Raw genomic sequence first — 24,075 nt, 5'->3', positions numbered from 1 at the left:
ATCTTTTTCGAAAGCTTACCACCATTTGGCGGGTTTGGCCACAAAGCCGGCCGCATCCTCCAGCACATGCGCGGTGTTCAGCAAATCGCCTTCTTCCCAAGGGCGACCAATCAGTTGCAGGCCCAGCGGCAGCCCGGCGCTATCCAACCCCGCCGGAACCGAGATACCCGGCAATCCGGCAAGGTTCACAGTGACGGTGAAAACATCGTTCAGATACATCTGCACCGGGTCCGCATTGGCCATCTCGCCCAGACCAAAAGCAGCCGATGGCGTGGCAGGTGTCAGGATCGCGTCAACCCCATCGGCGAAAACAGTCTCGAAATCACGCTTTATCAGCGTGCGAACCTTGCGTGCGCGGTTGTAATACGCGTCATAGAACCCTGCCGACAGCACATAAGTGCCAATCATCACGCGGCGCTGCACCTCTGGGCCGAAACCCTCGGCACGCGTTTTCTCATACATTTCGGTAATGCCATCACCCGCCGCCAGGCTGGCGCGGTGCCCGTAGCGCACCCCGTCATAGCGTGCAAGGTTCGAAGACGCCTCTGCCGGTGCAATAACGTAATAGGCCGGCAGCGCATATTTCGTATGCGGCAGGCTGATCTCGACAATCTTCGCGCCCGCATCGCGCAGCATATCGGCGCCACGGTCCCAGAGGGCGGCGATTTCCTCGGGCATACCATCAATGCGGTATTCGCGCGGAATGCCGATGGTCTTACCGCGAATATCGCCAGTCAGCATCGCCTCGAAATCCGGCACAGGCAGATCGGCGCTGGTCGAATCCTTCGGGTCATGCCCGCACATCGCCTCCAGCATGATCGCGGCGTCGCGCACGGTTTTGGTCATGGGGCCAGCCTGATCGAGCGACGAGGCAAAGGCCACGATCCCCCAACGCGAGCAGCGCCCATAGGTCGGCTTAATGCCCACGGTGCCGGTAAAGGCCGCAGGCTGGCGGATCGACCCACCCGTATCGGTGCCGGTCGCGGCCAGACACAGGTCAGCCGCCACAGCCGCCGCAGACCCGCCAGACGACCCGCCCGGCGTCAGATCACGCGTGTCCACCTTCCAAGGGTTCACAGCATTGCCGTAAACGCTGGTTTCGTTGCTGGACCCCATGGCAAATTCATCCATGTTCAGCTTGCCCAGCATGACGGCACCCGCATCACGCAGTTTCGCGCTGACAGAGGATTCGTATTCGGGGCGGAACCCTTGCAAAATCCGGCTGGCGGCCTGGCTGGCAACCCCCTCGGTGCAGAACAAATCCTTGATCCCGATGGGCAGGCCACACATCGCAGGCGCATCACCTTGTGCCAAGCGCGCATCGGCGGCGCGCGCACGCTCCAGCGCCAGATCCGGGGTCTTGTGCACGAACGCGTTCAGCGCCCCGGCACCCTCGATCGCGCTCAGGCAGGCCTCGGTCAGGGCGACCGAACTCGTCTCACCCTTGCGCAGCAGGTCGCGCGCATCGGCCAGTGTCAGTTTGTTCAGATCGCTCATTCCACCACCTTCGGCACGGCAAAAAAGCCTTCGCGCGCGTCGGGCGCATTCGACAGGATCTTGTCCTGATAATCCCCATCGGTCACACCATCCTTCCGGCGCGTCAGACGCATCGGCGTGACAGAGGTCATCGGCGCAACCCCCTCCACATCGACTTCGTTCAACTCTTCCATGAAGGTCAGGATTCGGCTCAGATCATTGGCCAGACCAGGCAGATCACTCTCAGGCACCGCAATACGCGACAGTTTCGCGACCTTGCGCGCGGTCTCGTGGTCGATTTCAGACATGCGCCCTCCGCAGCACAGGGGTTTTGCGAGGGTTTATCCAGATGGCGCGCGGGGTGCAAGCGGGGCTGCGCGCATGTGGCGGCAATAGACAAGGATCATCCAGCCCAGCATGATCCCGTTCAGAATATGCCACATGAAATGACTGCCAATCGGGAAGCTCGGGCAAACCGCGCCATCCGCCATCCGGAACCCCAGAGAGACACTCAGGACCGCAGCCCCGATCAACAATCCCCGTCCCGTTGCGCTGCGCCGCAGCCACAGACCATAAATCAGGATCAGCACCACCACGCTCGCGTAAAGCGCATTCGCCCCCGGCAGCACTCCGCCAAACAGCGCCCGAAAGCCAAAAGCGTAGGGAAAAAATGCCACCGTCACGCCCCCGGCGATCACCGCAGAGGCCCCAAGAAAATCCCGCGTTGCCGCGAAGACATAGAGCAATATGAACAACAGGATCGGCAACATATCCGCAAGCCCTGCCCAGCCGGTCGCATGTGTGTGCCACAAGAACGAACCGACGCCGATCGTTGCAAGCAGGATCGTCAGAACTCGACCAAGGGGCAGCCCCCTTGTCTTTGGCCAAACATAAAGTGCCGCTAGCACAAATGCAGCATTCGTGAAGGCATTGACAGGCTCGGACCAGTAAGAAAAATCCGTGCGTTCACAATAGGCTATGATCTGTTCAAACATGATTTTGCCTCAGCGTAACTGTTCAAAAAACGATCTCAGCAAGGAACTGGCGGCCTCCGCCTGCAACCCGTCATAAACCTCTGGCACATGGTGGCATTGCCTATGTGCAAAGACCCGAGCGCCATGGATAACACCGCCCGATTTCGGATCGCCTGCCCCAAAATACAGTCGTCGGACCCTTGCATGGGCAATTGCCTGCGCACACATCGCGCAAGGCTCAAGCGTTACATACAGGTCACACTCCGCTAGCCGTTCTTGCCCCAGCGCGGCACAGGCCGCACGAATGACCAGCATCTCGGCATGGGCCGTCGGATCGCTGCCCGCGCGCGTCCGGTTTCCGTCAGCGGCCAACACAGCCCCCGAAGCGTCAACAATCACCGCACCCACCGGCACCTCGCCCCGTGCGGCGGCCTTGCGCGCTTCCTCCAGCGCCAGTGGCATGAAACTGCGAAACCCGACCATGCCTTTCACATGCCGCCGACCCTGCGAAAACTCAAGCCAATTCATCCTTGCCCAAATATCCTGGGGGAGTCGCGCACAAGCGCGACGGGGGCAAAGCCCGCTTCAAGTAAAGCCTTGGCGCGTCAGCGCCGCCGCCAGGTCTGGCAAAGGTCCGGGCCGATCTGCTGCACATGGGTAAGCTCGAATCCCGGCGCGTCAGACAGAGAGGTCAGTCCAAGCGGACCAAGACCCGCGCGGCCCTCGGCGCCGATCATTTTGCCCGCCGCGAAAATCACAAGTTCATCGACCAGACCTGCGCCGATCAGGCTGGCGGCCAGCGCACCGCCTCCTTCGCACAGAACCCGCGTCAGGCCCTCACGCGCAAGCGTGGCCATCATCGCGCGCGGGTCGAGCGCGTCTTGCCCCGTTGGACAATCAATCAATCGCGCCCCGGTGGCGGCCCAACCCTCCGACGGTGTCAGCCCCGGCGCGTGCAACAGCCAGACCGGCACTTCACCCGCGCTGCGCCCCAACCGGCTCTCCGGGTCCAGTTCAAGGTTTCGGCTGGCCACCACGCGCACGGGCTGATGCGTCACGCCCAGATCCCGCACGGTCAGGTCAGGGTCGTCCGCGCGTGCGGTTCCGGCACCCACCAAAACCGCGTCATGGCGTGCGCGCAGCGCATGCACTGCGCGGCGCGATTCTGGCCCGGTGATCCACCGGCTTTCGCCGCTGGCGGTTGCGATGCGTCCATCCAGCGTCAGCGCCAGTTTCAATGTCAGGAAAGGGCGTCCTGCGGTCAGGCGCAGCAGGAACCCGGCATTCGCCGCATGGGCCAATTCTGCCTCTACGCCCTCCACAACCTCGATGCCAGCCGCGCGCAACCGCGCATGGCCACGTCCAGAGACGCGTGGGTCAGGGTCCGTCAACGCGGTCACAACGCGCGCCACACCGGCGCGCACCAGTGCGTCGCTGCAAGGCGGGGTGCGGCCATGATGTGCGCAGGGTTCAAGACTGACATAGGCGGTGGCCCCGCGCGCATCGTCGCAGCGCGCCAAGGCCGCGGCTTCGGCATGGGGGCGTCCGCCCGGCCCGGTCCAGCCGCGTGCCAAGATACGGCCGTCACGCACCAGCACGCAGCCCACGGCAGGATTGGGCCAGACCTGGCCCAAGCCTCGCCGCCCAAGGGCGATGGCCAACCGCATGAAGCGGCGATCAGCGGCACTTGGCACAGGTTACTCCGTGTCTTTCGGTTCCGGGCGCAATTCCGATACGAACTTGTCGAAATCATCGGCTTCCTGGAAGTTCTTGTAAACCGAGGCAAACCGCACATAAGCGACCGTGTCGATCCGTGCGAGTGTTTCCATCACGATCTCGCCGATAAGCTTGGACGGAATGTCACTGTCGCCAAGGCTTTCCAGCCGCCGGACAATGCCACTAATCATCTGGTCCACGCGCTCGTGTTCGATATTGCGCTTTTGCAAGGCTATCCGAACCGACCGTTCCAGCTTTTCGCGGTCGAAGGCTTCGCGGCGACCGTTCGATTTCACCACGACCAGATCGCGCAACTGCACACGCTCATAGGTGGTAAAGCGCCCCCCGCAGGCGGGACAGAACCGGCGCCGACGGATCGCGCCATGGTCCTCTGCGGGACGGGAATCTTTTACCTGCGTGTCGGTATTGCCGCAAAAGGGACAGCGCATAAGCAGCCTCGGGGGTTTTGTTCACATTTCCCCAAGGACTATACCTAACGCCAAGCCTTTGGGTAGCGCTTAATCATGGACACCAGATCATGCGGGCGCGGCTGTGGCATGGGAGACTCAGCGCCGGACGATCACGCGGGTCTGCTCCATCCCCTCTTGGCGCACCATGTCGAACAACACGCTGGCATTGGCCGGGTCCAACCGCACGCAGCCCGCAGAGGCCGGGCGGCCCAAGCGGCTGATCTGGTCAGTGCCGTGAATGGCGTAATGCCCGGAGTAGAAAATCGCATAGGGCATGGGGGCGTTGTTATATCGGCTGGACCGGTGGTTCTTGGACAGCCATTGCGGCCGCCAGTCGCCAGTCGGCGTAATCTTGCCCGCCCTCGCGGTCGAAACCGGCCATTCATGCACCAGCGTGCCATGATGATAGACATACATTTTCTGCTCGGAAATGCTGACACGCGCCACAACGCGATCGGCCATGGCAGAGGTTGCAAACAACAGCAACGCGGCCAGAGCCGCAAGAAGTGGACGCATGGTCTATATCCCCCCGGAAAAACGATGCTTGGTTTGGGCAGCAGTAATGCGACAATCTGGCCCGATCCAAAGGCCACGAGTCAAGCCATTTGCGTGCGTTTTCGCTTGAAATAGCGCGTTTTGAGTGGCATCTGCCGCGCATGGAAAACACGAAGATCGCACTTGTGACGGGCGCCTCACGCGGGATTGGCGCGGCGCTCGCGGAAGAGTTGGCCGCGCGCGGCTGGCACGTTGTGGCTGTTGCCCGCACTTTGGGCGCGCTGGAAGAACTGGACGACCGGATCAAGGCGCGCGGTGGCTCTGCGACGCTCGCAGCTATGGATGTGACCATCGATGACGCGATGCGCCATCTGTGCCGCGATATTCACGACCGCTGGGGTAGCGTCGGGCTGTGGGTGCATAGCGCCATCCAAGCGCCGCCGCTGTCGCCCGCCAGCCACATCGCGATCAAGGAATGGGACAAGGCGCTGAAGGTTAATGCGCGCGCGCCCGGCGTTCTGATCCCGATGATCGCACCCCTTCTGGCCGCCAGCCCAGACAAGGGCACGGTCTTGTTCCTGAATGATCCCGCGGCAGAAACCCGGTTTCACAGTGCTTACGGCGCGACCAAACTGGCGCAAATGGCGCTTGCACGCGCTTGGGCTGATGAAAGCGTCAAGACCGGGCCGCGTGTGATGGTGGAAACCTGCGCGCCCATGCCCACGGCCTTACGCGCGCGGTTTCATCCGGGTGAAAACCGTGACGCGCTGACGCCCTGCGCCACAGAAGCCGCGCGGTTGGCCGACCTGATCGGCTAACCCGCTTCTGCCTGCACGGCTTGTCGCGCGCGCGCCGAATCGCGGTCTGCCATGCCCAGCAAGTTGCTGGCCAGCCGCATGAAACCATCTTCCTCGAAGTCGCGAGCCTCGTCGGCCAGAACCACGCGCCACAGGTCTTGCAAATAAACCATGCGGTCCTCATGCGCGATTTCGTCCTTGATCGCCTTGGTCAGATGGACGGTATCACCCGCGCTTTGCTCCAGTGCTTCACCCTGCGCCAGCAAACCCGGATCGCCATAACGCCGCATAAGAATGTCGCGTATCACGGCAATCTCGGCTGCCGCATACTCCCCATCCGTGCGCGCCACCCGAACGAGCAGCGCCGCTACGGCGACGCGCCCGTCGGGCTTGACGGCTTCGGGCTTGCGAAACAGCTTCCCAATCATGCCGACGGCACCGGTCCGCCCTCGACCTCGCCGGTCGCATCGGGCGTGAATGTCATAGCCAAACCATTGATACAGTGGCGCTTTCCGGTCGGGGCCGGGCCGTCATCGAAGATGTGCCCCTGATGCCCGCCACAATTGGCGCAATGCACCTCTGTCCGAACCATGAAGAAGCTGCGATCCGCGCGGGTGCCTGTCGCCCCATCCATTGCCTGCCAGAAGCTGGGCCACCCCGTGCGACTGTCGAACTTGGTTTCCGAACGATACAACGCCTGCCCGCAGCCTGCACAGTTATAGGTGCCTGCGCGATCCTCTTTCAGCAGCGGGGAACGCTCGCCCATCAGTGCATTGCTGAAAGCGCGTTCGGTCGCCTCTTGGCGCAGCACAGCAAATTGCGCAGGCGTCAGACGGGCGCGCCATTCGACCTCTGTTAGCGTGAAGGGGAAATTCCCCTCCGACGCGACAGCGCGCGCACCGTAAAATGCCAGCCCCGTGGCGGCCAGAAATCTGCGTCTATCCATGAAACCCTCCTGTGTTCACCTACCTACTTTACGCAGGCACCAAGCAATTGGTTTCACATATAGGATAAGATTACGTCACAGCTTCAACAAGCCCGCGTGATCTGCCATTATTGCACCCATGAGTCTGCCCCCCGGTTTTCTGGATGAACTGCGCAACCGTGTCTCGATCTCGTCCGTGGTCGGGCGCAAGGTCACATGGGACATGCGCAAGTCGAATCAGGCCAAGGGCGATTTCTGGGCGCCCTGCCCGTTTCATCAGGAAAAGTCTGCGTCATTCCATGTCGATGATCGCAAAGGGTTTTATTACTGCTTTGGCTGCCATGCGAAGGGCGATTCGCTGACCTTCCTGCGCGAGACCGAGAACATGTCCTTCATGGAGGCGGTGGAAACATTGGCCCGTGAGGCCGGTTTGCCCATGCCCGAACGCGACCCGCGCGCGGCGGAAAAGGCCGACCGGTTGTCAGAACTGGCAGAGGTCACGGAAGCCGCCGTGCGATTCTTTCGAATGCAGCTCAACACCGGGGCGGCGGCAGGCGCGCGCGATTACCTGAAAGGTCGTGCGCTGGCGCAATCCGCGCTTGACCGGTTCGAGATTGGCTATGCCCCCGATGCGCGCCAAGCCCTGTGGGATGCGTTGACCGGTGCGGGCATTGCGGGCGACAAGATCATAGAAGCCGGGCTATGCGCAAAGCCCGATGATGGCGGCGCGCCCTATGACCGGATGCGCGGGCGCATTATCTTTCCCATTCGCGACGCGCGCGGGCGCTGCATCGGTTTTGGCGGGCGCGCGCTTAGTGCAAATGCGCGCGCCAAGTATCTGAACTCGCCAGAAACGCCTTTGTTCGACAAGGGCCGTGCGCTGTATAATCTTGGCCCTGCACGCAGTGCTTGCGGCAAGGGCAAACCGCTTATTGTAGCAGAGGGCTATATGGACGTGATCGCGCTGAGCGAGGCCGGGTTCGAGGGCGCTGTAGCCCCCCTTGGCACCGCGATAACGGAAGACCAGCTGCGGCTTATGTGGCGCGTGTCGCCCGAACCGATCATCGCGCTCGATGGCGACGCGGCGGGACTGCGCGCGGGGTTCCGGCTGATCGACCTTGCTTTGCCGCTGCTGGGGCCGGATCAATCGCTGCGCTTCTGCCTGCTGCCCGAAAAGATGGACCCGGACGACATTTTGCGCCAGGGTGGTGCCGCCGCCATGACCAAGCTGACAGAGGGCGCGGTGCCCTTGGTGCAGCTTTTGTGGCAGCGCGAGACCGAAGGCCAAGTTTTTGACAGCCCTGAGCGGCGCGCGGCGCTGGACCGGCGGCTGCGCGCGGCCTTGGCCAAGATCGCCGAACCGGGGCTGCGCGGGCATTACACCGATGAGATCAAACGCTTGCGTGCCGAATTCCTGCGCCCTGCTCGGCAAGCATGGTCCACACGGGGGGGCCGCGCCATACCCGTCGTCAAACCGCTATCCGCCACGCGCAGCACGCGGCTGGCCAGCGCCCCAAATGACGCGATAGCAGAGGCCATGCGCGAGGAACTGATCCTTGCAACCCTGCTGCGTCATTCTGCGCTGGTGCCAGAGTTCGAGGATGATCTTGACCGGCTGACCTTTCCGGACCCGGCCCTTGCCCGCCTGTGCACCGCGCTTCTGGCAGGTGACACGCCCCAAGCTGAAGACGCCGCCGCGCTTCTGGAATTGCCGCATATCGCAATCGCGCCGCCCGTGCGCAGCGCGAATGCAGATTTTGCGAGACTGTGCCTGCGCGACGAATTTGCCAAGCATTTCGCGCGCGGGGGGCTGGATGCCGAATTGCGCGAAGTGGTCGAAGATATGGAAGATCTGGCCGATGAAAGCGTGACCTATCGCTTGGCCCGCGCCAGTGCCGCGCGCAACGAATCAGAGCGCTCTCGGCTGAACGATTCGACCGATCTGGGCGAAGACCGGGCCGCTTTGTCGGGCGAATTGCAGCGACTCATCGAATCACAAATCTGGATCAAACCGAAAAAATGACCGATTCGTAACGAAACCGAGAGGTTGGCTCATCAATTCTGCATCTGACAACTGGAAAATCCGGCAATCTGCGCCTACATCGTAACAAGCCGCATTCCGCCTGCCCGCTGATTCGCCCGAATCAGTTAGGGTATACGCGCATTTTTTCTGGGAGCGTCCATGGCCGCCAAAGACACCGACGACACGCGCAACGACGAGATGGAAGCCGACGAAAACCAGACCGTCAGCCAAGCGTCGATCAAGAAGATGATCGCGCAGGCGAAAGATCGTGGGTACATCACCTACGAACAGCTTAACAAATCGTTGCCGCCCGAACAGGTCTCGTCCGAGCAGATCGAAGACGTGATGTCGATGCTGTCTGAAATGGGCGTGAACGTTGTCGAGGATGACGACGAGGGTGACGAACCCGACGCCAAGGGCGGCGAACTGGTCGAAGTGTCGGGCGCACGCGACGTCACCGTCTCCTCGTCCTCCAGCTCCGAAACGCTGGACCGCACCGATGACCCCGTGCGCATGTATCTGCGCGAAATGGGGTCGGTTGAACTGTTGTCGCGCGAAGGCGAAATCGCCATCGCCAAGCGGATCGAGGCCGGACGCAACACCATGATTGCGGGCCTGTGCGAAAGCCCGCTGACCTTTCAGGCAATCACCATCTGGCGGGACGAATTGCTGAACGAAGACGTTCTGCTGCGTGACGTGATCGATCTGGAAACCACTTTCGGCAATAGCCTGGAAGACGAGGAGGGCGTGCCCGTCACCGAAGGGTTGTCCGACGGCCCGACAAGCCAGAAACGCGATTCCAGCTCAGAACCCGAACTGGACGCAGATGGCAACCCCATCTCCCGCGGTGATGACGACGAGGACGAGGACGAGAATGCCAACCTGTCGCTCTCTGCGATGGAGGCCGCGCTCAAGCCCCGCGTTCTGGAAACGCTGGACCAGATTGCTGGCAGCTACGAACGTCTGGCAGAGATGCAGGATGCCCGCATAGAGGCAACGCTGCATGAAGCCGGCAAGTTCAGCGCCGATCAGGAAGCGGGCTACCAGTCCTTGCGCAGCGAATTGGTGGAAATGGTGAACTCGCTTCACCTTCACAACAACCGCATCGAAGCGCTGGTCGATCAGCTTTACGGCATCAACAAGCGGATCATGTCCATCGACAGCGCCATGGTGAAGCTTGCCGATCAGGCGCGCATCAACCGGCGCGAATTCATTGACGCCTATCGCGGGTCCGAACTGGACCCGACATGGTGTGACCGGATGGAAGAAAAGCCCGGCCGTGGCTGGCAGGCGCTGATGGAACGCTCGCGCGAAAAGGTCGAGGAGCTGCGCGCCGATATGGCGCAGGTTGGCCAATATGTTGGCGTGGACATCAACGAATATCGCCGCATTGTCGCGCAGGTTCAGAAGGGCGAAAAAGAAGCCCGTCAGGCCAAGAAGGAAATGGTCGAAGCCAACCTGCGGCTGGTCATCTCGATTGCCAAGAAATACACCAACCGTGGCCTGCAATTCCTTGATCTTATTCAGGAAGGCAATATCGGCCTGATGAAGGCCGTGGACAAGTTCGAATACCGCCGCGGCTACAAGTTCAGCACCTATGCGACCTGGTGGATCAGGCAGGCCATTACGCGGTCCATCGCGGATCAGGCCCGCACCATCCGTATTCCGGTGCATATGATCGAAACGATCAACAAGCTGGTGCGCACGGGTCGCCAGATGCTGCACGAAATCGGGCGTGAGCCGACCTCGGAAGAATTGGCTGAGAAGCTGCAAATGCCGCTGGATAAGGTCCGCAAGGTGATGAAAATCGCCAAGGAACCGATCAGCTTGGAAACGCCGATTGGCGACGAGGAAGACAGCCAGCTTGGCGACTTCATCGAAGACAAGAACGCGCTTCTGCCGCTGGATAGCGCCATTCAGGATAACCTGCGCGAAACCACCACGCGGGTTCTGTCCTCGCTGACCCCGCGCGAAGAACGTGTTTTGCGGATGCGTTTCGGCATTGGCATGAACACTGACCACACGCTGGAAGAAGTGGGCCAACAGTTCAGCGTGACCCGCGAACGCATCCGCCAGATCGAGGCCAAGGCGCTGCGCAAGCTGAAGCACCCGTCCCGGTCGCGCAAGCTGCGGAGTTTCTTGGATCAGTAAATATCGTTGATGGCGCAGGGGAAAAACATGAGGTCATTTGATTTTGAAATAGATATCAGCGGTGCCCGTGTAGTCGCTATACGTGAACCGCTACATCCAGCTTGTCTGTCTGACGGAGAAATTGAAGCCAACATAGCGGCTCTTAAGGCCGACCTCGACAGGGTCGCTGATAAAATGAAAAAGGCTGTGCACGAGCAGCGGACTAAACCTTTGTTCGGGGACGACGGTGTTGTTTAAAGGGATCGCGTCACGCTGGCGAGAGGCCCGCGCATCCGCTCTTCAAAAAGAGATTATGGACATTTTAAATCGATACACTCGTTGGGGTATCTACGAACGATACGAGTGCTTGTCAGCTTTCGATTTTGCCAAAAACGACTTTGAAGATGAACATGGGCCTATAGACGAATGGTCAGAGAATTTTGCTGGTAAGGTGAGGAAGGAACTAATGCAAACCGCAAAGCTGGGCTACAGCACAGCGCCTTATGGTGCCAGCGGCGCTGCTCTGCTCAGTCTATTCGTGGAATTGCAGCATGTTCCGGGTCAGCTTGCCGGAGAGTTGAGAATAAGAATAATAGACTGGTATAACAGAGCATTGATTGAGGATATGCCCTCTGAAAAATATTAGCGGGATTGTAAAAGTTTGACGTTGAGGCTTTACGAGCAACTTCTGCGAATGTTGTGAGTTTTGTAGCTGTCGATGTAACCCTTCATTTTATGCTAATGCTTTTAAATTATTGATCCCGCCGGGTCTTCCAGTCTGAGGGCTCAGGTCACACACTGATTGACGAATTAAACTTGGGTTGCGTTTAGTCTAAGCGCGTCATGGAGTTGCCGCAAGGTCAAGTCGGTTGGTCACCCGTTCCAACCAATCCCCCCGCATCGTCGTCAGCGCGGCGCGGTAGTCCTGCCAATCCTGCGCCAAGGCGGCCAGCAGATCGGCATCGGCGGCGACCGTTTCCACCACCCACCAGCGGTTCCACTCATAGGCCAGCGACCAGTCTGCCTCATCCAGCCGCGTCTCTGGCAAGCGATAGTGGAAGGTCGGCCGGCCGCCTTTCAACTGGTCGGGCGGCACAGCCGTCAGGGTGTCGGGGCACGCATCTTCCAACAGCGGCAACAGGTCCAGACCATAACCCCGAGACGGAGCCCGCTCTGCATAGGTCCGGCCCAGATCCGCCAATGACCAGGTCTCTGCACGGGCAAGCGCATCGACCAACGCGCGCGGCCAAGGGTCTACAAATGGCATGACCCAGCGCGCGGCGTCCAAAGGTTCTGCCGCGCGCAACCAGTCCTCCAGCAGCGCATAGGCGCGGGCAATGGCTATGGTCGCGCTGTCATCAGGGCGTTCGGGGTTCAGATGCACCCCGAACCCATATGTAAAATGCGCGCCCGAGCCCTTTGCGCCAGCTTTTGCCAGCGTCACCAGAAGCGCCTCGATCTGCGGCAGATCCTGATACGCGAGCGGCGCGGTCACAATTTCGACCGGCACAAGATCGCCCAGGATGTCGGCGGCGACATCCTCGACCCAAGCGTTCTTGAGGGTGATGTCCAGTTCCACCTTGACCTTGCCAAAGCGCCCGCCGCTGACAACCAGATCGCGCGGCCCTTCGCGGCTGACGGTGCCACCCCATTTGGCCCGGACAATCTCTGCGGCCTGTTCCGGGGTCAGCCCCGCGAATTCAACCTCTATGCCAGTCAGACGGTCTGCACTTGACCGCCCATTATGGTCCGGCAAGGGCAGGAAGCGGTCACGGGGCAAAGCATTATGCAATTCATCCATGTCACTCAATCCTCGACCGCGTCCAAGCCGCGCGCGCCGATCAGGCGGTAGACCCATGCGCTTTGCCCGCCCTCCAGCACCATCAGGTCGCGGCGGTATTTGCGCCCGGTCCGCTCGTAACGGTCAAGGCGGCGCATCTCTGCCGGGGTAATACGGAACACGACGCCGTTCAAAAGCGTATCCGGTCCTTCGACAATGTCGCGCCCTGCCCCGCGCTGCCAACCGCGCAATTGCGCCGGATGGCTTGGCACCCAGCGACCAATGACCACCAGCCGCACCAAAGGATTGGTCAGCGTGGCAAAGCCGAACACATGCGCCGGGCCGTCAGGCGGCGCGGGCGTGGCCGCATCTTTCGGCGGCAGGTAAAATGGCGCACGGGTAATCGAATACCATGCCGCGGCCATTACGATCAGGGCTATCAGCGTCATCTTGGTCATCCTCGGCAGCGTGACAGAGCAGGCGCTGCCGTCAAGCCCGCGCCGCGCGCCGCTTGCGCAGCACTTCCCAGATATAGAGCGCCATCGCGCCCCAGATCATGGGGAAGGCAATTAGCCGCGCCCCGTCGAAGGGTTCGCGGAATGCGAGGGTCGAGATCAGGAAGATCATGGTCGGAATGGCGTAGCCCGAAATCGCAATCGTGGACAGCCGCAAGCCCTTGGCTGCATTGGCATAGAGGATAAGCGGCACTGCGGTGATAAAGCCGCAACCCAGAAGCAGCAGCCAATCCACCGCAGTGGCCTGCGCGGCAAACAATGTGCCCTGCGAAGCCTGCCACCCCATGAACGCCAGCGCGATCGGAAGCAGGATCATCGCCTCTAGCGCGAAGCCCTGATTGGGGCCAATGGGCAGCGCGCGTTTGAAATAAGCATATCCGCCCCATGAAAACACGATCATCAGCGCACCGGTGGGAAGGCTTCCGGCCTCAAGTGTCAGAACGACGACGGCGGCGAAGGCCAACCCGACCGCCCCCCATTGCCGCGCACTTAGCCGTTCGCCCAGGAAAGTCGCCCCCAGAAAGATACTGAAGATGGGGTTAATATAGTAACCCAGCGCCGCTTGCATCGCCTGACCCGATTGGATGAGCCAGACATAAGACCCCCAGTTGATCGAAATCAGGGTCGCCGTGACCACGGCCATGCCCAACATAAGCGGGGTGCGGATTGCCAGCCGCAAATCTGCCGTGCGGCCCAGCCAGAACAACCAGCCCAAGGCGACAGGCAACGCCCAGATCACACGATGTGCCACCACTTCGGGCGTGGGAACATGCTCTAGCGCGCGGAAATAGAAGGGCAGCATACCCCAGATGGCAAACGCGGCAATCGCGAAGGCAAAGCCGCGCGGGGTGTCTTCATTCATGCGTGGCATGCCCTGCCTGAACGGCCGCGATAAAGGCCTCGCCGCGCGCCTCAAAATCCGGGAACTGGTCGAAACTGGCCGCGGCCGGGGCCAACAGCACAGTATCGCCGGACCGGGCTTCGGCTATGGCGCTGGCGGTCGCCTGTTCCAGCGTGTCGAAAATCTCATGCGGGTGCTCGCCCAGTTGCAAGGCAAAGTCGCGGGCCGAATGGCCGAACAGATAGGCCTTGGCGACCCGGTCCAGATACGGCGCAAGCGATGCGATGCCGCCATCCTTGCCAAGCCCACCGGCGAGCCAACGAATATGGTCGAACGCCTGCAAGGCTTTACCGGCGCTATCGGCATTCGTGGCCTTGGAATCGTTGATGTAACGCACACCGCCCGCTTCAGCGACCAACTGGCTGCGATGCGGCAGGCCCGTGAAACTGGCCATCGCATCCTCTACCAGACGCGGGGCAGCGCCAAGACTGCGGGCGACCGCATAAGCCGCGCAGGCATTCTGGTGGTTATGCGCCCCCGGCAGTCCCGGCATGGCGCGCAGATCGATAGAGGCGACCTGCCGCCCGGCCCGGTATTCGGCCAAAAACCCTTTGCGCGCAAAGATGTTCCAGCCCGGCCCAGCCAGCTTTTGACCAGACGAGATGCGGATGACGCGCCCATCCTCTGCGGCTTCGGCAAGCTGCCCCGCCATGAACAGCCCCTCAATCTCATCCACGCCAATGATGGCACGGTCGGGCCCGCCCTCGGCGAACAAACGCCGCTTGGCTGCGAAATAGCCCCCCATACCGCCATGCCGATCCAGATGATCGGGCGAGAGATTGGTAAAGACGGCGATATCGGGCGTCAGGGCACGGGCAAGTTCGGTCTGGTAGCTGGACAGTTCCAGCACGATCACCTCTCCCTCTTGCGGCGGGTCGATGGACAAAACCCCGGTGCCGATATTACCCGCCATCTGGCTGGGCCGCCCCATGGCGGTCAGAATATGGTGGATCAGCGCGGTGGTGGTGGATTTTCCATTGGACCCGGTCACAGCGACCACCTTGGGGGGCTGGTCCATCTCTATCGTCTGCGCGGTGGCAAAGCTGCGGAAAAACAGGCCAATGTCATTATCCACAGGCACCCCCGCTGCAAGGGCCGCCGCAAGATGACGGTTTGGCGCCGGGTAAAGATGCGGAATGCCGGGGCTGGTGACAAGTGCTGCGATCTGCGACCAGTCGGCCCGCGCAAGATCGTGCAGCGCAATGCCCTCTGCCTCTGCGCGTGCCCGCGACTCGGGGCTGTCATCCCAAGCCAGCGGCACGGCGCCGCCCGCTGCAAGCGCACGGCATGTCGCAAGACCCGAACGGCCCAAGCCCAATACGGCGACCGCGCGCCCCTCATAGCCTTGGACCGGGATCATATGCAGAGCCTTTCAACCGGAAGGGGCTGCGCCCCTACGCCATTTCTTCAGGGGGCTTTGCCCCCGTGTCGACCCTGACGGGTCAACACTCCCCCAGAGTATTTGCAGCAAGATGAAGGTGCAAGGTGATGCTTAGCGAACCTTGAGCGTGGCAAGCCCGATGAGCGCCAGCACCAAGGCGATGATCCAGAAGCGGATCACGATTTGTGGCTCTGCCCAGCCCTTTTTCTCAAAATGGTGGTGGATCGGGGCCATCAGGAACACGCGCTTTCCGGTTTTTTTGTAGTAGAGCACCTGGATGATAACCGAGAGCGTTTCGACCACGAAGATACCGCCGACGATGCCCAGCACGATTTCATGCTTGATGGAGACGGCAATCGCGCCAAGGGCACCGCCCAGCGCAAGGCTGCCCGTATCCCCCATAAAGACAGCGGCAGGGGGGGCATTATACCACAGAAACCCCAGGCCACCCCCCGCCAAAGCCGCGGTGAAGATCAAGAGTTCGCCCACGCCGGGAACGTAATGCACATCCAGATAGGCGGTAAAATCGACCCGGCCCACGGCATAGGCGATCACCCCCAAGGTCGCGCCCGCGATCATAACCGGCATGATCGCCAACCCGTCGAGCCCATCGGTCAGGTTGACCGAATTGGCCGCCCCGACAATGACAAAGGCGCCGACCGGGATAAAGAACCATCCCAAGGTAATGAGCACATCGGAAAACACCGGAACCGCAAGCTGCCCCTGCAATTCGGTCGGATGGACATACATTGCCGCCGCGCTGGCCAGAACGCCAATCAAGGTGCCCAAGGCCAAGCGCACACGTCCCGGCACGCCTTTGACATTGCCCTTTGACACCTTGGCAAGGTCATCGGCAAAGCCGATCAGACCAAAGCCGATGGTCACAAGCAACACGATCCAGACATACGGATTATCAAGCCGCGCCCAGAGAAGCGTCGAGACGGTAAGCGCAGACAAGATCAGCAGGCCACCCATCGTGGGCGTGCCGGTCTTGGTCAGCAGGTGGCTCTCTGGCCCATCATCGCGGATTGGCTGACCGTTGGACTGACGGCGCTTGAGTAGGTTAATCAACGGTCGCCCGAAGAAGAAGCCGAAAATAAGGGCTGTGAAGAATGCAGCCCCAGCCCGAAAGGTGATATACCGAAACAGGTTAAACCCCGGCAGGGTATCGGCGAACTCGGTCAACCAGAATAACATTACAAGCCCTTTGTCTGGATAGAAGCAGTGTCGAGGCTGCGTAATGCATCGACGATGCGGGAAACTTGGCTGCCTTTGGACCCTTTCACCAGCACCACGTCACCGGGGGCAACGAGGCTGTGGACGTGGTCAAAAAGCGCATCGGCCGCGGCCACGCGCCGCCCACGCTGGCGCAGCGGCAACGCCGCATGCAGCGCGGCCATCCGCGCGCCGACGCAATGCACCACGCGAATATCGGACATAGCCGGCTCTTGCGCGAGGGCGGCGTGCATAGCGCTTTCCTCTGGGCCAAGTTCCAGCATGTCGCCAAGAATTGCAACACGGCGCCCCCCCGGTCCGGGCTTGGTCTGGGCCAACAGCGCCAGCGCCGCGGTCATAGAGGCTGGATTCGCATTAAAGGCGTCGTCGATCAGGGTGAAGCTGGCCTCTTCGACCGGATCCAGCAAGATTGTCTGACGCAGGCCGCGCCCCGCGGGTGGTTGCCAGCGCCCCAGCGCAAAGGCCGCGCGGGCCAGATCCAGACCCAGCGCCTGCGCCACACCCAGACAAGCCAGCGCATTGCTTGCGGCATGGGCGCCGGAATTGACCAAACGGACCGCCAGTGCCATCCGCCCTACTTTGGCCCGCAGCACAAGCGCAGTATCGGTTTGCCGAACATCATGCAGATGCAGGGGCCATTCCCCTTTGCCAAAGGGAAGGCATGCCGTGGCGTGTGCGCGTGCGGCCGCGTCAAGGATCGGGCTGGTGGGCAGCTCAGCGGGGTAAATGGCAGTGCCACCGGGTTCCAGCCCGGCAAAGATACTTGCCTTTTCCTGCGCAATTGCCTCCAAGGAACCCAAGGATTCAAGGTGTGCAGGGGCAATCGCTGTCACTATTGCAACATTCGGGCGCGCAAGCGTGGTTAAGGGTGCAATTTCGCCAGCATTGCTCATCCCCATTTCGACCACAGCGAAATCAGCGTCCTGCGGTAGGCGCGCCAGCGTGATCGGCACGCCCCAATGGTTGTTGAAGCTGGCCTCCGCAGCATGAACCTTGCCGAATTCGACCAGCATTTCGCGCGCCATGTCCTTGGTCGAGGTCTTACCCACGGACCCGGTGATCCCGATGACCTTCGCGCGCGAGCGCGCCCGGCCGGCGGCCCCCAGCGCGCGCAGGGCCTCCAGCACATCCGGAACCACGAGCAGTGGCGCCGTCTGTGCAACACCCTCCGGGCGATGCGATACGAGCGCGGCAGCCGCACCTTTGGCCATTGCATCGGCGACAAAGTCGTGTCCATCCCGCGCCGCCGACAACGCCACGAACAGATCACCGGGTTGCAGGCTGCGTGTATCGATGGAGATGCCGGTTGCCTGCCAATCTTGGGTGGCCTGACCGCCGGTGGCTGCGGCAGCGTCAGCGGCGCTCCAAAGCGTCATGCGCGTTCCTCCAGCGCGGCGATGGCGAGCGATGCCTGTTCAAGGTCATCGAACGGGTAGACCGTTTCACCCACGATTTGCCCGGTCTCGTGACCCTTGCCTGCAATCAATAGCGCATCGCCCGGCCCCAACGCATCCACCCCGCGCAAGATCGCTTCAGCACGGTCCGCGACTTCTGTTGCATTGGAACACGCTTGCAAAATCTCGGCACGGATTGCATCTGCCGCTTCGGTTCTTGGGTTGTCATCTGTCACAAATACAACATCCGCATGTTGTGCGGCCGCCGCGCCCATCAGCGGTCGTTTCCCCCGATCACGGTCGCCCCCCGCGCCGAACACGACCACCAGACGCCCCATCACATGTGGGCGCAGAGCCTGCAATGCCACGGCCAAAGCATCGGGCGTATGCGCATAATCGACGAACACGGACGCGCCATTGGCCCGGCGTCCCGCGATCTGCATTCGTCCACGCACGCCGTCCAGCCGCGACAGTTGCGCCGCAGCTTCCGCCGGGTCGGCCCCACAGGCCAGAACCAGCCCATAGGCGACAAGCACATTTTCTGCCTGAAAGCCCCCAATCAACGGCAAGGTTTGTTGAAAGGTCGCGCCATCATACCCGAAGCGCAGCACCTGGCCCGCCGCATCAAATCGTTGGCCCAGCAAGCGGATATCAGCATCCGGGTCACGCCCGATGGTCAGCGTGCCCAGACCGCGCGCCTCGGCAATGGCCAACAGGTCCGCGCCGTAAGGGTCATCCATGTTCAGCACAGCGACCCCATCCTCTGGCAGTACGCGCGCGAACAGCAGGGCCTTGGCAGCGAAATAGGCGTCCATCGTCTGGTGATAATCCAGATGATCTTGGCTGAAATTGGTGAAACCGGCAGCGCGCAGGGTTACGCCATCCAACCGTCGCTGATCCAAGCCGTGCGAGGAGGCCTCCATCGCGCAATGCGTCACGCCTTCATGCGCCATATCGGCCAGCAGACGGTGCAGGGTTATGCTGTCTGGCGTTGTATGGCCAAGCGGCGCGCTATAAGCACCTTCAACCCCGGTGGTGCCCAGATTGGCCGCATCATGTCCCAGTGCCGCCCAGATCTGGCGGGTAAAGCTGGCCACGGATGTCTTGCCATTGGTCCCGGTGACAGCCGCCATGACCGCAGGCTGCGCCCCAAACCACAAGGCCGCAGCACCCGACAAGGCCGCCCGAGGGTCTTCGGCAAGCACCAGTGCCGCATCCGAGGCTGCAAGAAACTCGGCTGCAATTTCTGCACCCGCGCGGTCTGTCAGGATGGCATGCGCCCCACGCGCAAGCGCGGTCGCGATATAGGTCGCGCCATGCACGCGGCTGCCGGGCAGAGCCGCAAACAGCATTCCCTTTTGCAGCGCGCGACTGTCCAGCCCAATCCCGGTCACGCGGACATTGCCCCCCCGGCTAGGGTTCAGGCCAAGCGCAGAGAGCGGGCGGGCAGGCAAATCGGACACACGCAGGTTCCTTACAAATGGCCAAGGCTTGGGGCGGATCGCGGTTCAGTTACCCCGTTTTGCCACATGGGTTCAATGGCCCACACGCCGTGGCGTTCTATGGCACGCGACTGTCCGCCTGCAAGCGCGCCTCTACCTCTTGAAGTGCAACCGGGCGCAGCCCCAACAGGGGCGCCACGCGGCGGATAATCTCGCCCGCCATCGGCACGGCGGTCCAGCCAGCAGTGCGGCGCGGCTCGGGGCCGGTGGTGTCCACGGCTTCGTCAAGCGTGACGACCAAGACATATTTCGGGTCATCCGAAGGAAAGACACTCGCGAATGTCGCAAGCACCGCATCTTCTTTGTAGCCGCCATTCACGTCCGGCTTATCTGCCGAACCAGTCTTGCCACCCACCGGATAACCCGGAATACGCGCGAAAGATGCCGTGCCTTCATAGACCACGCTATGAAGAATCTGGCGCATCTGCGCCGAGGTCTGCGGGCTGATGACCTGCGCGCCATCGGGGACACTATTTTGCCGCAAGAGCGTGGGCGTGACCAGCCGACCGCCATTGACCAGCGCCGCGTAGCCCGCGGCCAAAGCCAGAGGGCTGGTCGTCATGCCGTGGCCATAAGAAATCGTCATGGCCGACAGCTCTGACCACGGATCGGGCAGAAGCGGGCGCGCGCGCTGCGCTTCAGAGAGTTCGATATACATCCGGTCCAACAATCCGAAGCGGCGCAGAAACTCCTGCTGACGTTCCGCTCCGATATTCTGCGCCATGCGCGCCGTCCCGATATTCGAGGATTTGACCATCACCGATGTCACCGACATCTCGTTGCCATAGTCGCGGAAATCGTTGATCGTGAATCGGCCCCACCTCAATGGGCCGCGCGTGTCGATTATTGTGTCCGGCGTCACCTCGCCTTCTTCCAACGCCTGCGCGACCGTGAAAGCTTTCATCACCGACCCAAGTTCGTAATAGCCCTGCACCGCGCGGTTAAAGAGCGGGCTGTCGGCTGGCTCGCCTTCTGTCAGTGGCGCGGGCCGGTCATTCGGGTCGAAATCTGGCAGCGAAACTAGGCTCAGCACCTCTCCGGTCTGGGCATCCATCAGCACCGCGCTTGCGCCGCGCGCGTTCAACACGCTTACGCCACCGGTCAGAACCTCTGTGATCGTTGCCTGAAGCGGCAGGTCTACCGACAACCGCAAAGGCTGATCGGCGCGCGCCGGGTCACGCAGACGGTCCTCAAAATACAACTCTGCCCCGGCCACGCCCAGAAGTTCGGCGGCACGCACGCCCTGCTCGCCAAACCGCGCGCCGCCCAATATATGCGCGCCTACCCGGCCATTCGGATAAACCCGCATTTTGCGGGGGCCAAACAGCAAACCCGGCTCTCCGATATCATGCACGGCCTGCTTTTGTTCGGGCGACAAGCGGGTGCGCACCCAAACAAAACTGCGATCCGGGTCTGTGAACCGTGCCGCAAGCCGATCTGCATCCATTTCGGGAAATATCCGGCCCAGCTCGCGCGCCGCGCGCTGCGGATCGACCATGCGCCGTGTTTCGGCGTAAAGCGCGTGGGTTGCAAGGTTGGTCGCCAATACCCGGCCATTGCGGTCGGTAATGTCCGAGCGCGAGTCGGAAATCCCCTCGACCAGCCCAACCCGCAACGCGACCGGTTCCGTCGCTGCCAGCAACCCCATGCGCGCGCTGAGCAGCACAAATCCCGACATAAACAGCAACGCCAGCACCAAAAGGCGCAATTCGGCGCGCACGCGCCCGGTATCGCGCAATTCCTGACGGCGCAGGCGCAGGTTTTCCTGTTCTATGTGGTTCGGGTCTTCGCCTGTTTCGCGGGCGCGCAAAATTCGGGCAAGCGGGCGCAATGGCGTGCGGGTCATGGCTGGTCTTCCTCGGACGTGGCGGGCAAGTCGCCTGTCAATTGCTCCAGCTCACCAAGAACAACAACACCTTGGCCAATCTCAAATCTGGCTTCAGGCGCAGGATACGCGATTTCGTCGATCTCGCCGAAATGATCCGCCGTCAGGGGGACAAGCTGCAAAGCATCGAAATTCACGTCCACAAGAGCGCGCAAGCGGTCAGGGCGATTCAAATAGGCCCATTCCACGCGCTGCATGGAAATCTCTTCCTCCAGCCGGGCGATCTCTCGCTCCAGTGCCGCGCGGGTGTTCATGGCTTGTTGCGTCAGGTGATTTTCGCGGTAGGCCCAGGATGCAAGCCCGATCACCGCAAGCGCCGTCAGCAGATATAACAAGCTTCGCATGGCTTATACCTCTGATATGCGGGGCAGCCCCAGCGCCGAACGATCAGCCGGGCCGGCAGGGGCGTCGGTGCGCCGCGCCAAGCGCAAGCGCGCAGAGCGCGAGCGGGGGTTGGCGTCCAGTTCTGCTGCGTCGGCGGAAATGCCCTTTTTCTCGATCAGGTCGAACCGCGCCGCGCGCTGCGGCTCTTCCGGCGCGAACCGGTTGCCGCCTCCGCCCTGCCCGGCACGTTGCGCCAAGAACCGCTTCACAACTCGGTCCTCAAGCGAATGGAAACTGACAACCGCCAGTTTGCCGCCCGGTTTAAGGGCGCGCTCCGCCGCTTCCAACCCGTCCACAAGGGCGTCAAATTCGGCGTTTACCGCTATGCGCAAGCCCTGAAAGCTGCGGGTGGCCGGATGACTTTGCCCCGGTTTCGGGCGCGGCAAACACGCCGCGATAATTTGCGCAAGGTGACCTGTGCGCTCGATTTCACCCTCTGCACGCGCCCGCAGAATGGCCCGCGCAATGCGACGGCTGGCGCGCTCCTCTCCGAAGTGAAACAGAATATCGGCCAACACCTCTTCAGAGGCACCGTTGACAATGTCGCGCGCCGACCGCCCAGCTTGCGACATGCGCATGTCCAGTGGTCCGTCTTTGGAAAACGAAAACCCGCGCTCGGGCAGGTCCAACTGCATACTGGACACACCAAGGTCCAGCACCACACCATCCAGCGGCTGGTCGGCATGGTCATCCAACTGCGCGAAATTGCCCTGAACAAGGCGCAACCTGTCGCCGTAATCGCCCCCCCAGTCGCGCGCCATTGCCAGCGCCAGCGGGTCGCGGTCCACCCCGATGACAAGGTCTGCTCCGGCTTGCAACAAGGCGCGCGCATAGCCGCCTGCGCCCAATGTCCCGTCCAACCAGACGCCCGAAATTGGCGCAAGATGTGTCAGGATGGGCTGAAGCAGGACAGGGATATGTGGGCTTTGGTCTTGCATCGGTCTTAGCGGCGGCGGGACAAGGTATCGCGCAGAAGATCAGCCTCTGTCCCCACCGCGCTGGCCGGGCGCGGCGGCAGGTGAATGCGCGCGTCGAAATCTGGGGCCTGATCCGCTAGGAACACGTCTGTTCGGCTGGATTTGACCACTTTGAACGTGTCTTCTTTCCAGATCTGGAAATGATCGCCCTTGGCGATGAAGAACGCGGCTTCGTTCGGTTCCAGTTCCAGCTTGTCGCGCAGGCGTTGCGGCAGGACGATCCGGCCATCTTCGTCAATCTGGACATCGGCGGCATGGCCGTGAAAGGTCAGTTCCAGCGTCTCGCGCTCCGGGCTGCCGGGCTGCATCAGGTCTATACGATCTTCAATATCCTCGATCGCGTTCAACGTGTAGCAATCCAACCGCTTTTGGCTGTCCAGACCGTAAACAATGACAAGGTTGGGGCGCAGGCCATCGGTCCAGTCAGGATCGCCGGATTCGACAACGCGCCGGAAGCTGGCCGGGATCGAAACCCGGCCTTTGCCATCCACCTTCTGGTGGAAAGAGCCTCTGAACTTGCGTGCCACGTCGGGCCGTCCTTCGTCTACATGCGACGCATGTCAGGCGCCACAAATGAAAACGGCGGATCGAGCTGCTGCCACTGCCCGATCCGCCGACTGTCCCATCTCTGGGTGCCCGGTTGGCGCTCGCTTCCTTGGGGGGAGGGGATGCTGCTCGCGAGCGCGCCGGATCTGTGCTTTTAGAGATAAAGCGGGAACCTGTATGAACTCTGCCTCGGCGGGGTCTTGGTGCCCCTGTGATGCCCGTCTATCTTGGAATAATGATTGCCACGGGATTTCATGGTAATCAATCAAGAATTGGCACAGTCAGGCAGAAACTTCTGCGGATTGCTTATCCAGAATATAGATCAAAGCCGCTCAAAGCACTTGAAGCTTCCATATGTTGTGAGAACAAAAGAAGATCATATCTAAATGTATCAAAAGTTTCATCGGAATATCGATATGAGAGACTGGTTCCATGAAATCCCGCTGGAGCACTCAGACTGCGGAGAATGTGGCAACATAGCCACATAAAGCACGCATCCAGCAGCGCCAGACAAGTAAAAAACGCTCGAATCACATGGGAGTGATTCGAGCGCAACCGCGTCACCGCG

At 61.4% G+C, this 24,075-nt stretch carries 25 protein-coding genes; 5 read left to right on the top strand and 20 right to left on the bottom strand.

Going from position 1 to position 24,075, the window contains the following annotated elements; translation table 11 throughout:
- Positions 1-15 precede the first annotated feature (15 nt).
- From gatA to M3N55_RS09165, 7 genes are all read right to left on the bottom strand, one after another.
- Positions 16-1,497 carry an Asp-tRNA(Asn)/Glu-tRNA(Gln) amidotransferase subunit GatA gene (gene gatA / locus M3N55_RS09195; RefSeq protein ID WP_249058234.1) on the bottom strand — a complete coding sequence of 494 codons (1,482 nt, stop codon included), beginning with the start codon at positions 1,495-1,497 and terminating at the stop codon, positions 16-18.
- Positions 1,494-1,784: an Asp-tRNA(Asn)/Glu-tRNA(Gln) amidotransferase subunit GatC gene (gatC, locus tag M3N55_RS09190; RefSeq protein ID WP_249058233.1), complete on the bottom strand. Its 291-nt coding sequence runs from the start codon at positions 1,782-1,784 to the stop codon at positions 1,494-1,496. The genes gatA and gatC overlap by 4 nt, the downstream gene beginning before the upstream one ends.
- Positions 1,785-1,817: 33 nt before the next feature.
- Complete coding sequence (locus M3N55_RS09185; protein ID WP_249058232.1) at positions 1,818-2,471, bottom strand: hypothetical protein; 654 nt, start codon at positions 2,469-2,471, stop codon at positions 1,818-1,820.
- A gap of 9 nt (positions 2,472-2,480) precedes the next feature.
- Entirely contained in the window at positions 2,481-2,978 is a 498-nt protein-coding gene (locus tag M3N55_RS09180; protein WP_249058231.1) for a nucleoside deaminase, read from the bottom strand.
- A gap of 77 nt (positions 2,979-3,055) precedes the next feature.
- Positions 3,056-4,117, bottom strand: a complete 1,062-nt coding sequence (ribD, locus tag M3N55_RS09175; RefSeq protein ID WP_249058269.1) for a bifunctional diaminohydroxyphosphoribosylaminopyrimidine deaminase/5-amino-6-(5-phosphoribosylamino)uracil reductase RibD — start codon at positions 4,115-4,117, stop codon at positions 3,056-3,058.
- 30 nt (positions 4,118-4,147) lie between these two features.
- Complete coding sequence (nrdR, locus tag M3N55_RS09170) at positions 4,148-4,615, bottom strand: transcriptional regulator NrdR (RefSeq protein ID WP_249058230.1); 468 nt, start codon at positions 4,613-4,615, stop codon at positions 4,148-4,150.
- Positions 4,616-4,732: 117 nt separating this feature from the next.
- Positions 4,733-5,152 (bottom strand): L,D-transpeptidase, encoded by a 420-nt coding sequence (locus tag M3N55_RS09165; RefSeq protein WP_249058229.1) that lies wholly within the window; start codon positions 5,150-5,152, stop codon positions 4,733-4,735.
- A 140-nt stretch (positions 5,153-5,292) separates the two neighbouring features.
- On the opposite strand from M3N55_RS09165, the gene M3N55_RS09160 reads away from it, so the two are divergent.
- Positions 5,293-5,949, top strand: coding sequence for an SDR family NAD(P)-dependent oxidoreductase (locus M3N55_RS09160; RefSeq protein WP_249058228.1), 657 nt, complete (start codon positions 5,293-5,295; stop codon positions 5,947-5,949).
- Here M3N55_RS09160 and M3N55_RS09155 read toward each other — a convergent pair.
- Both M3N55_RS09155 and msrB read right to left on the bottom strand, forming a co-directional pair.
- Positions 5,946-6,356, bottom strand: coding sequence for a tellurite resistance TerB family protein (locus tag M3N55_RS09155; protein ID WP_249058227.1), 411 nt, complete (start codon positions 6,354-6,356; stop codon positions 5,946-5,948). The two genes, M3N55_RS09160 and M3N55_RS09155, sit on opposite strands and share 4 nt — an antisense overlap.
- On the bottom strand, positions 6,353-6,874 hold the full coding sequence (msrB, locus tag M3N55_RS09150; protein ID WP_249058226.1) for a peptide-methionine (R)-S-oxide reductase MsrB: 522 nt from the start codon (positions 6,872-6,874) through the stop codon (positions 6,353-6,355). Before msrB ends, M3N55_RS09155 begins: the two co-directional genes overlap by 4 nt.
- A 118-nt stretch (positions 6,875-6,992) precedes the next feature.
- On the opposite strand from msrB, the gene dnaG reads away from it, so the two are divergent.
- The 4 genes from dnaG to M3N55_RS09130 all read left to right on the top strand — a co-directional run bounded on the left by dnaG (position 6,993) and on the right by M3N55_RS09130 (position 11,652).
- Positions 6,993-8,876: a DNA primase gene (dnaG, locus tag M3N55_RS09145; protein ID WP_249058225.1), complete on the top strand. Its 1,884-nt coding sequence runs from the start codon at positions 6,993-6,995 to the stop codon at positions 8,874-8,876.
- Positions 8,877-9,035: 159 nt separating this feature from the next.
- Positions 9,036-11,027 carry an RNA polymerase sigma factor RpoD gene (gene rpoD, locus M3N55_RS09140; protein WP_249058224.1) on the top strand — a complete coding sequence of 664 codons (1,992 nt, stop codon included), beginning with the start codon at positions 9,036-9,038 and terminating at the stop codon, positions 11,025-11,027.
- A gap of 27 nt (positions 11,028-11,054) precedes the next feature.
- On the top strand, positions 11,055-11,264 hold the full coding sequence (locus M3N55_RS09135; RefSeq protein WP_249058223.1) for a hypothetical protein: 210 nt from the start codon (positions 11,055-11,057) through the stop codon (positions 11,262-11,264).
- A 55-nt stretch (positions 11,265-11,319) separates the two neighbouring features.
- Positions 11,320-11,652 (top strand): hypothetical protein, encoded by a 333-nt coding sequence (locus M3N55_RS09130; protein WP_249058222.1) that lies wholly within the window; start codon positions 11,320-11,322, stop codon positions 11,650-11,652.
- Positions 11,653-11,847: 195 nt separating this feature from the next.
- On the opposite strand, the gene M3N55_RS09125 is transcribed toward M3N55_RS09130, so the two are convergent.
- The 11 genes from M3N55_RS09125 to M3N55_RS16770 form a co-directional block, all read right to left on the bottom strand.
- Positions 11,848-12,807: an amidoligase family protein gene (locus M3N55_RS09125; protein WP_249058221.1), complete on the bottom strand. Its 960-nt coding sequence runs from the start codon at positions 12,805-12,807 to the stop codon at positions 11,848-11,850.
- A 5-nt stretch (positions 12,808-12,812) separates the two neighbouring features.
- Entirely contained in the window at positions 12,813-13,235 is a 423-nt protein-coding gene (locus M3N55_RS09120) for a gamma-glutamylcyclotransferase family protein (protein WP_249058220.1), read from the bottom strand.
- A 40-nt stretch (positions 13,236-13,275) separates the two neighbouring features.
- On the bottom strand, positions 13,276-14,172 hold the full coding sequence (gene rarD / locus M3N55_RS09115) for an EamA family transporter RarD (RefSeq protein ID WP_249058219.1): 897 nt from the start codon (positions 14,170-14,172) through the stop codon (positions 13,276-13,278).
- Positions 14,156-15,562: a UDP-N-acetylmuramoyl-L-alanine--D-glutamate ligase gene (gene murD / locus M3N55_RS09110; protein WP_249058218.1), complete on the bottom strand. Its 1,407-nt coding sequence runs from the start codon at positions 15,560-15,562 to the stop codon at positions 14,156-14,158. The genes rarD and murD overlap by 17 nt, the downstream gene beginning before the upstream one ends.
- Positions 15,563-15,694: 132 nt before the next feature.
- Positions 15,695-16,780, bottom strand: a complete 1,086-nt coding sequence (gene mraY, locus M3N55_RS09105; protein ID WP_249058217.1) for a phospho-N-acetylmuramoyl-pentapeptide-transferase — start codon at positions 16,778-16,780, stop codon at positions 15,695-15,697.
- Complete coding sequence (locus tag M3N55_RS09100) at positions 16,780-18,195, bottom strand: UDP-N-acetylmuramoyl-tripeptide--D-alanyl-D-alanine ligase (RefSeq protein WP_249058216.1); 1,416 nt, start codon at positions 18,193-18,195, stop codon at positions 16,780-16,782. The genes mraY and M3N55_RS09100 overlap by 1 nt, the downstream gene beginning before the upstream one ends.
- The gene (locus M3N55_RS09095) at positions 18,192-19,676 is read right to left on the bottom strand and encodes a UDP-N-acetylmuramoyl-L-alanyl-D-glutamate--2,6-diaminopimelate ligase (RefSeq protein WP_249058215.1); all 1,485 of its coding nucleotides are present in this window, start codon (positions 19,674-19,676) and stop codon (positions 18,192-18,194) included. The genes M3N55_RS09100 and M3N55_RS09095 overlap by 4 nt, the downstream gene beginning before the upstream one ends.
- A 97-nt stretch (positions 19,677-19,773) precedes the next feature.
- The gene (locus M3N55_RS09090) at positions 19,774-21,561 is read right to left on the bottom strand and encodes a peptidoglycan D,D-transpeptidase FtsI family protein (protein WP_249058214.1); all 1,788 of its coding nucleotides are present in this window, start codon (positions 21,559-21,561) and stop codon (positions 19,774-19,776) included.
- Positions 21,558-21,944, bottom strand: a complete 387-nt coding sequence (gene ftsL, locus M3N55_RS09085; protein WP_249058213.1) for a cell division protein FtsL — start codon at positions 21,942-21,944, stop codon at positions 21,558-21,560. The genes M3N55_RS09090 and ftsL overlap by 4 nt, the downstream gene beginning before the upstream one ends.
- 3 nt (positions 21,945-21,947) lie before the next feature.
- On the bottom strand, positions 21,948-22,922 hold the full coding sequence (rsmH, locus tag M3N55_RS09080) for a 16S rRNA (cytosine(1402)-N(4))-methyltransferase RsmH (RefSeq protein ID WP_249058212.1): 975 nt from the start codon (positions 22,920-22,922) through the stop codon (positions 21,948-21,950).
- Positions 22,923-22,927: 5 nt separating this feature from the next.
- A complete protein-coding gene (locus tag M3N55_RS16770; RefSeq protein ID WP_249058211.1) occupies positions 22,928-23,488 on the bottom strand; it encodes a division/cell wall cluster transcriptional repressor MraZ in 561 nt (186 codons plus the stop codon).
- Positions 23,489-24,075 lie beyond the last annotated feature (587 nt).

Source organism: Roseinatronobacter domitianus (assembly GCF_023336755.1).
Lineage (GTDB): Bacteria > Pseudomonadota > Alphaproteobacteria > Rhodobacterales > Rhodobacteraceae > Roseinatronobacter > Roseinatronobacter domitianus.
Note: the sequence above shows the minus strand (reverse complement) of the source record. Positions and strands in the feature narration are given on the sequence as shown.

Coding starts and splice junctions, on each gene's coding strand:
- gatA (WP_249058234.1), bottom strand. CDS start 1,497: ATGAGCGATCTGAACAAACTGACACTGGCCGATGCGCGCGACCTGCTG.
- gatC (WP_249058233.1), bottom strand. CDS start 1,784: ATGTCTGAAATCGACCACGAGACCGCGCGCAAGGTCGCGAAACTGTCG.
- M3N55_RS09185 (WP_249058232.1), bottom strand. CDS start 2,471: ATGTTTGAACAGATCATAGCCTATTGTGAACGCACGGATTTTTCTTAC.
- M3N55_RS09180 (WP_249058231.1), bottom strand. CDS start 2,978: ATGAATTGGCTTGAGTTTTCGCAGGGTCGGCGGCATGTGAAAGGCATG.
- ribD (WP_249058269.1), bottom strand. CDS start 4,117: ATGCGGTTGGCCATCGCCCTTGGGCGGCGAGGCTTGGGCCAGGTCTGG.
- nrdR (WP_249058230.1), bottom strand. CDS start 4,615: ATGCGCTGTCCCTTTTGCGGCAATACCGACACGCAGGTAAAAGATTCC.
- M3N55_RS09165 (WP_249058229.1), bottom strand. CDS start 5,152: ATGCGTCCACTTCTTGCGGCTCTGGCCGCGTTGCTGTTGTTTGCAACC.
- M3N55_RS09160 (WP_249058228.1), top strand. CDS start 5,293: ATGGAAAACACGAAGATCGCACTTGTGACGGGCGCCTCACGCGGGATT.
- M3N55_RS09155 (WP_249058227.1), bottom strand. CDS start 6,356: ATGATTGGGAAGCTGTTTCGCAAGCCCGAAGCCGTCAAGCCCGACGGG.
- msrB (WP_249058226.1), bottom strand. CDS start 6,874: ATGGATAGACGCAGATTTCTGGCCGCCACGGGGCTGGCATTTTACGGT.
- dnaG (WP_249058225.1), top strand. CDS start 6,993: ATGAGTCTGCCCCCCGGTTTTCTGGATGAACTGCGCAACCGTGTCTCG.
- rpoD (WP_249058224.1), top strand. CDS start 9,036: ATGGCCGCCAAAGACACCGACGACACGCGCAACGACGAGATGGAAGCC.
- M3N55_RS09135 (WP_249058223.1), top strand. CDS start 11,055: ATGAGGTCATTTGATTTTGAAATAGATATCAGCGGTGCCCGTGTAGTC.
- M3N55_RS09130 (WP_249058222.1), top strand. CDS start 11,320: ATGGACATTTTAAATCGATACACTCGTTGGGGTATCTACGAACGATAC.
- M3N55_RS09125 (WP_249058221.1), bottom strand. CDS start 12,807: ATGGATGAATTGCATAATGCTTTGCCCCGTGACCGCTTCCTGCCCTTG.
- M3N55_RS09120 (WP_249058220.1), bottom strand. CDS start 13,235: ATGACGCTGATAGCCCTGATCGTAATGGCCGCGGCATGGTATTCGATT.
- rarD (WP_249058219.1), bottom strand. CDS start 14,172: ATGCCACGCATGAATGAAGACACCCCGCGCGGCTTTGCCTTCGCGATT.
- murD (WP_249058218.1), bottom strand. CDS start 15,562: ATGATCCCGGTCCAAGGCTATGAGGGGCGCGCGGTCGCCGTATTGGGC.
- mraY (WP_249058217.1), bottom strand. CDS start 16,780: ATGTTATTCTGGTTGACCGAGTTCGCCGATACCCTGCCGGGGTTTAAC.
- M3N55_RS09100 (WP_249058216.1), bottom strand. CDS start 18,195: ATGACGCTTTGGAGCGCCGCTGACGCTGCCGCAGCCACCGGCGGTCAG.
- M3N55_RS09090 (WP_249058214.1), bottom strand. CDS start 21,561: ATGACCCGCACGCCATTGCGCCCGCTTGCCCGAATTTTGCGCGCCCGC.
- ftsL (WP_249058213.1), bottom strand. CDS start 21,944: ATGCGAAGCTTGTTATATCTGCTGACGGCGCTTGCGGTGATCGGGCTT.
- rsmH (WP_249058212.1), bottom strand. CDS start 22,922: ATGCAAGACCAAAGCCCACATATCCCTGTCCTGCTTCAGCCCATCCTG.